The 4,802-nt window shown below is 39.4% G+C and carries 8 protein-coding genes; 7 read left to right on the top strand and 1 reads right to left on the bottom strand.

Going from position 1 to position 4,802, the window contains the following annotated elements; all coding sequences use genetic code 11:
• The 4 genes from B050_RS0110745 to B050_RS0110760 form a co-directional block, all read left to right on the top strand.
• Nucleotides 1-335: IS66 family transposase (locus tag B050_RS0110745; RefSeq protein ID WP_018473921.1), on the top strand; the 335-nt coding region annotated here is incomplete at its 5' end.
• Nucleotides 336-382: 47 nt separating this feature from the next.
• Nucleotides 383-1,555: an RHS repeat-associated core domain-containing protein gene (locus B050_RS22885; RefSeq protein ID WP_018473922.1), complete on the top strand. Its 1,173-nt coding sequence runs from the start codon at nucleotides 383-385 to the stop codon at nucleotides 1,553-1,555.
• On the top strand, nucleotides 1,545-2,012 hold the full coding sequence (locus tag B050_RS0110755) for a hypothetical protein (protein WP_018473923.1): 468 nt from the start codon (nucleotides 1,545-1,547) through the stop codon (nucleotides 2,010-2,012). Before B050_RS22885 ends, B050_RS0110755 begins: the two co-directional genes overlap by 11 nt.
• A 170-nt stretch (nucleotides 2,013-2,182) precedes the next feature.
• On the top strand, nucleotides 2,183-2,440 hold the full coding sequence (locus B050_RS0110760) for a hypothetical protein (protein ID WP_018473924.1): 258 nt from the start codon (nucleotides 2,183-2,185) through the stop codon (nucleotides 2,438-2,440).
• 146 nt (nucleotides 2,441-2,586) lie between these two features.
• Here B050_RS0110760 and B050_RS22300 read toward each other — a convergent pair whose 3' ends face one another.
• Complete coding sequence (locus B050_RS22300; RefSeq protein ID WP_044202302.1) at nucleotides 2,587-2,871, bottom strand: helix-turn-helix domain-containing protein; 285 nt, start codon at nucleotides 2,869-2,871, stop codon at nucleotides 2,587-2,589.
• 201 nt (nucleotides 2,872-3,072) lie between these two features.
• Between B050_RS22300 and B050_RS23635 the strand changes: the two genes are divergently transcribed.
• From B050_RS23635 to B050_RS0110780, 3 genes are read left to right on the top strand one after another with little or no spacing between them, the layout of a single operon-like run.
• Nucleotides 3,073-3,942: an RHS repeat-associated core domain-containing protein gene (locus B050_RS23635; RefSeq protein WP_018473926.1), complete on the top strand. Its 870-nt coding sequence runs from the start codon at nucleotides 3,073-3,075 to the stop codon at nucleotides 3,940-3,942.
• A complete protein-coding gene (locus tag B050_RS0110775; RefSeq protein ID WP_018473927.1) occupies nucleotides 3,939-4,310 on the top strand; it encodes a hypothetical protein in 372 nt (123 codons plus the stop codon). Before B050_RS23635 ends, B050_RS0110775 begins: the two co-directional genes overlap by 4 nt.
• Before the next feature lie 15 nt (nucleotides 4,311-4,325).
• Nucleotides 4,326-4,577 carry a hypothetical protein gene (locus B050_RS0110780; RefSeq protein WP_018473928.1) on the top strand — a complete coding sequence of 84 codons (252 nt, stop codon included), beginning with the start codon at nucleotides 4,326-4,328 and terminating at the stop codon, nucleotides 4,575-4,577.
• The last annotated feature ends 225 nt before the right edge of the window (nucleotides 4,578-4,802 follow it).

The following is a 4,802-nucleotide window of genomic DNA, read 5'->3' on the forward strand; positions in this document are numbered from 1 at the left end:
CAATGGGAAAAGCCATTGACTACACACTGCCCAGATGGGCTGGACTGAGTGCATACGAACTCCACGGTCAAATGGAGATCGACAATAATCTGATAGAAAATGCAGTGAGGCCTCTGGCGATCGGCAGGAAGAATTACCTATTTGCTGGATCCCATCAAGCAGCAGAGATGACTGCTGCGATGTATTCCTTTATGGCCAGCTGCAAGAAGAACACTATCAATGAATTTGAATGGCTTAAGGATGTGTTTGAAAGAATCCAAAGCCTAAAACAAAAAGACCTGCACCAACTCCTTCCCTCAAACTGGAAAAAGTACAGAGATAATCCGATTTCCTGAAATTCCAAGCACAATTCCTATGGGTTCCTCGGACGGATACGTATGGATTGATAGCCGAAAACTGGGTTAGGGAAGGAGAGGCTCTTACAAAAGAACTGTTCCAGTCCAAAACCCTTGATGATAAGACAGGCTGGTACGATTTTCATGCAAGGCAATATGATCCGGCATTGGGAAGGTGGTTTGCGGTGGATCTACAGAACCAGTTTATGAGTCCTTACTTGGCGATGGGGAATAATCCGGTGGTGATGGTGGATCCGGATGGGGAGTTTGTGGTATTAGGATCTATTCTTCTAGGAAAGATTGTTGCTGGAGCTTTGATAGGTGCTGGGGTAGGGGCGGCCTCTTATTCTGCTCAAACTGCGATTACCGGTAATTCTTGGAATTGGAGGCAGTTTGGCAAAAGTATTGGAATGGGAGCTGCAGGAGGAGCTTTGGCAGGAGGGGTTGGTCAAATATTTGGAGGAATAGGCAATTTTGGGCATGAACTGGCTAGAGGGGTTACTCATGGAGTTACCCAGCAGGGTGTAGGAGCTGCATTCGGGGTAGATCCATCCTTGGGAGGGTTTGCTGCTGGGGTGGCAGGCAGTATGATGGGTTCTGGACTTCAGGCACTGAAAGCACCCCAAGGAGTAATGATGGGTGCATCTTCGCTCTTTGGTGGAGCAGTCTCGGAACTATCCAATCCTGGTACATTTTGGCAAGGGGTTACTGTGTCAGGTGTAGCATCTGGTGCCAATCATGCTGCACATTATGGAATTAATAAATCAGAAGATTCTTTTCTTATCAGAAAAAAAAGAAGAGAAGGTTTAAGTTCTATTGATTTGAGCAAAACTCCCTACGCAAGGGTTATGAAAGGAATGTGTATTGCCAGATTGTATAATAGAGGAAAACTTCCAATGCTTGATGAGCAGTTTCCAGATGGAATGAGAATTCAAGATTTATTTGATTTTAGTACTGCTACAAAGGAATCGGGTTGGAAAGTAACAGGAGGAAATTATGGGACAAGGTATTGGTATCAAAATAAAGTGTCCAAAATTCAACTTCACGGTAGTTCAGTTCGTGTAGGTGATGTAGTTGTAGGAAATAATGAACCATATAGTATTACAATGTATGATAATTCTGATTATATGGCGTTTAGGAGAATAGGTTGGGTTCATTATAATCAATTTGGTTTTACCCATTGGCAAAAAGCGAGAAACTATATTTGGTATGGTAAATAGCATCATTTATCTATTAGCAATGTCATTAATTTGGCAGTGCGGAACCGGTTCAAAGAACGAATTGGAAATGGAGTATTTTATTGGAAGTTGGGCATCATGTTATGATGATAGTACCTATGTCGAATTGCACTTTACTAAAGATAATTATTATGCATTTCATTTTGATAATGACGTTTTGGATTACAATGTTGGAAGGTTTAAAGTGTGTGGAGATAAATTGTTAGTTGCTATCCGAGAACAGAACATAAAATGTGATGCAAGAAATATAAACACAATTAATATAAACTATATTTCCGATGATGAATTTGAGAGCATTGAAGAAAGTAAGAAAAATGTGTTTTTTAAGTTATCATCTGAACCTAAAATGGATTTTAAATTGGGTACACAGTTGTTGGAATCAGAAAATTACTTAGATGATTTTAAAAATCGAAAACTAAGATTTAAGTGCGTGCATTAAAGTAAAACTTTCGTTGATGATTTCAAAGTGGAAGTTGCCGAAAGTCCCGTAGTCTAGATAATTTTCACAGCACATACTGGCACATCGACTCCTTTCCCTGTCCTCCGTGTGGATTAATATCACATGAAAAGGTACGGGAAGGTGAAGGAGCTTCCATACTTGGTAAATCCATGAAGGCTGGGATTCATTTGAGCAACGGAAATGTTCAAGGTGCAGTCCAAGAAGGAGTTAACCTTGCGGTAGGTGCAATTACTAGTTCGGCTACAGGTGCTGCAATTCAGCAATCTAAAAAAGTGGGATTGATAAGTAGCCCTATTCAGGAATACACCCAAAAAGCGGCCTTAGGTGTTGTTGAAAGTGGAGTGAATAAAACTAGTGGGTTAGTCAATGAAAATGTCCAAAGAAGAGATGAAGAAGAAAAAAGATGATAATGAGTTTTTATTAGCAGGCAGGATTAATTTTATTGGTCTTATAATAGTGTTACTAATGATATTGTTATATTATCTTTATGGGTAGTTTTCTTTAAAAACTATTTAGTAAGTTATATTAAAAAAGCCCGATCAAGGGGCTTTTTCTATTTAGCGAAAGCTTTTTTGGTTTTAAAATTTTGGATGTAGGTGTCAATTACGTTGAAGAGGACGCTTTTGGTGCGTTCGTCCATTTTTTGGATGTTGTTGATCCTGTTTACCGTTTCCTTGTCATAAGAGGCGTTTTCACCTTCCCCGATCAGGTAATCCACCGTTACGCCAAAAACTTTGGCCAACTTGACCACCATCTCGATAGAGGGTAAGATTTCGTTACGCTCATACTTTCCTCTAATCTCCTTGGATAAGATCAGTTTGAAAATAAGGAGGGATATTTATTATATAAGCATATAAAAAGACAAGAAAGCAAAATATCCTCTTATGATTAAAGCAGCAGTACTGTAGTCCCCAAAGCCTATATCAGGGAGACCGGGGCAGATATCCCTTACCAAAACCTAAAAATCAATCCGATCACGATAACAAAACCAGGATATGTATATATTTACCTATCAAATGAAACTGGAACCCGCATTGAAGTGTTTTTCGATGATTTTAAAGTAAGTCATGAAAACAGCCTGATCGTGCAGAAGGATGATTATTATCCTTTTGGTATGAGTTTTAACTCGTATTCAAGGCTGGGTTCAGTGGGGCAGAAGTACCTGTATAATGGCAAGGAGCGCCAGGAACTGACAGGCTGGGATGACTTTGGAGCGAGGATGTATGACCCCGCTATAGGAAGGTGGGGAGTTGTGGATCCGTTGGCAGACCATCCGAACCAAGTAGATAAGAGCCCTTACGCCTATGCTTGGAACAATCCTGTTAACCTTACTGACCCTGATGGACGTTGTCCTTTCTGTCCTTGGTTGGATGCAGTAGTAGATATTGGTTTTGCTCTTTATGATGTTGGGGAAATTACTTATGACTATGTAACTACTGGTGAAGTTGACCCTATTTCAGTTGCGGCTCTGACGGCAGATGTTGCAGCTATTGCAATACCAATGACCACAGGTGCAGGATTAGCCGTAAGAGCTACCGCCAAAACTGTGAATGCAGTCGATAACGCAAATGATGTTAGAAAGGCTGTAGATAAAACAACAGATGCCATTAAGAAGATTGGACCTGCTGGAGATGCTGGGGCAACTGTAACAAAACAAGTTCCATCCGACTGGACAATGAAAACAAGTAATAGTAAACAAGGAACAGTATTTAAAGACCCGAAAAATCCGAGTGGAAATAATGTAAGGGTTCAAAGTGGTAATCCGAATCGTCCAAATCCAGCACAGCAAAAGCCATACGTTAAACAAACTCAAAATGGTAAAACAGTGGATGTTAATGGCAAACAAGTACATCCAAAATCAAAGGAAGCACACATTCCAAAAGAAGATTTTAAGTTTAATAAACAGTGATAAAAGAAAATGAAAATATCGAGAGCTGGGAGTTTAATCTTTTTAATGCTATAAAAGACGTTTCAGATATTAAGCTTCAAAAAAAAGCTTGGTTAGGGAAACATCCAGTTTTTGTATCTTCTTATTCGGAAGTTATAAGTGTTTTGTATGACGATTTTGATTTTGAAAGATATATTGAATACTGTAATTCTTCGGAGAAAGATGATGTTTTTTGCCAATTGTTGACTGATTTAGATGAGATGATTTCTAAATACGAACCTCTTTCAACAGATGAAATGACATTAACAGATCCCTTTTGGTTGAAAATCACAGAAAAAGCAAAAGAAATATGCTCTTCAGATATTGTTAAGAGAACACTAAACAAATAATAGACCGAAGAATTTATGATATTGAATCTCTTATTGATGCTGAGTTTTTTTTATCAAACATCTGACTACAGTCTTGATATTGGAGAGTATTACGATAGTGAAAGGCACGATATGCCGAAGGGCTATGTAGAAGCTTATACGGTACTGGATGGAGAAGGAAACCAACAGTATTTTTTGAGCATCACCAAAGTAGGCTTGCCAGTCGGCAGACCTTTGCCAGATGTTTGTATCCGTCCGACAAACCCCATATTGATACAGGCGTTCTGAATACCTAATGTTGCAGGATGAGAAAGAAATCCAAGCAAGCATATTACTCCCTGTTCTGTAAGTGGCAGGAATCGGGCCTCAGAAAGACCACTCCTTTTATTTTACTCGCCTGGTAGATCCACCTCCTCACTAAATGTCGGGATTGATATTTATACGGGTAATCTTCCTAACTTTGAAAATCCTGGTGATATTGCAAAGTACGTTGGTTATAAAGTCTTGGATGGT

It is taken from the genome of Echinicola pacifica DSM 19836, from assembly GCF_000373245.1.
GTDB lineage: Bacteria > Bacteroidota > Bacteroidia > Cytophagales > Cyclobacteriaceae > Echinicola > Echinicola pacifica.

Excerpts from the sequence above, each read along its gene's own strand:
- B050_RS0110755 (WP_018473923.1), top strand. The coding sequence starts at position 1,545 with ATGGTAAATAGCATCATTTATCTATTAGCAATGTCATTAATTTGGCAG.
- B050_RS0110760 (WP_018473924.1), top strand. The coding sequence starts at position 2,183 with ATGAAGGCTGGGATTCATTTGAGCAACGGAAATGTTCAAGGTGCAGTC.
- B050_RS0110780 (WP_018473928.1), top strand. The coding sequence starts at position 4,326 with ATGATATTGAATCTCTTATTGATGCTGAGTTTTTTTTATCAAACATCT.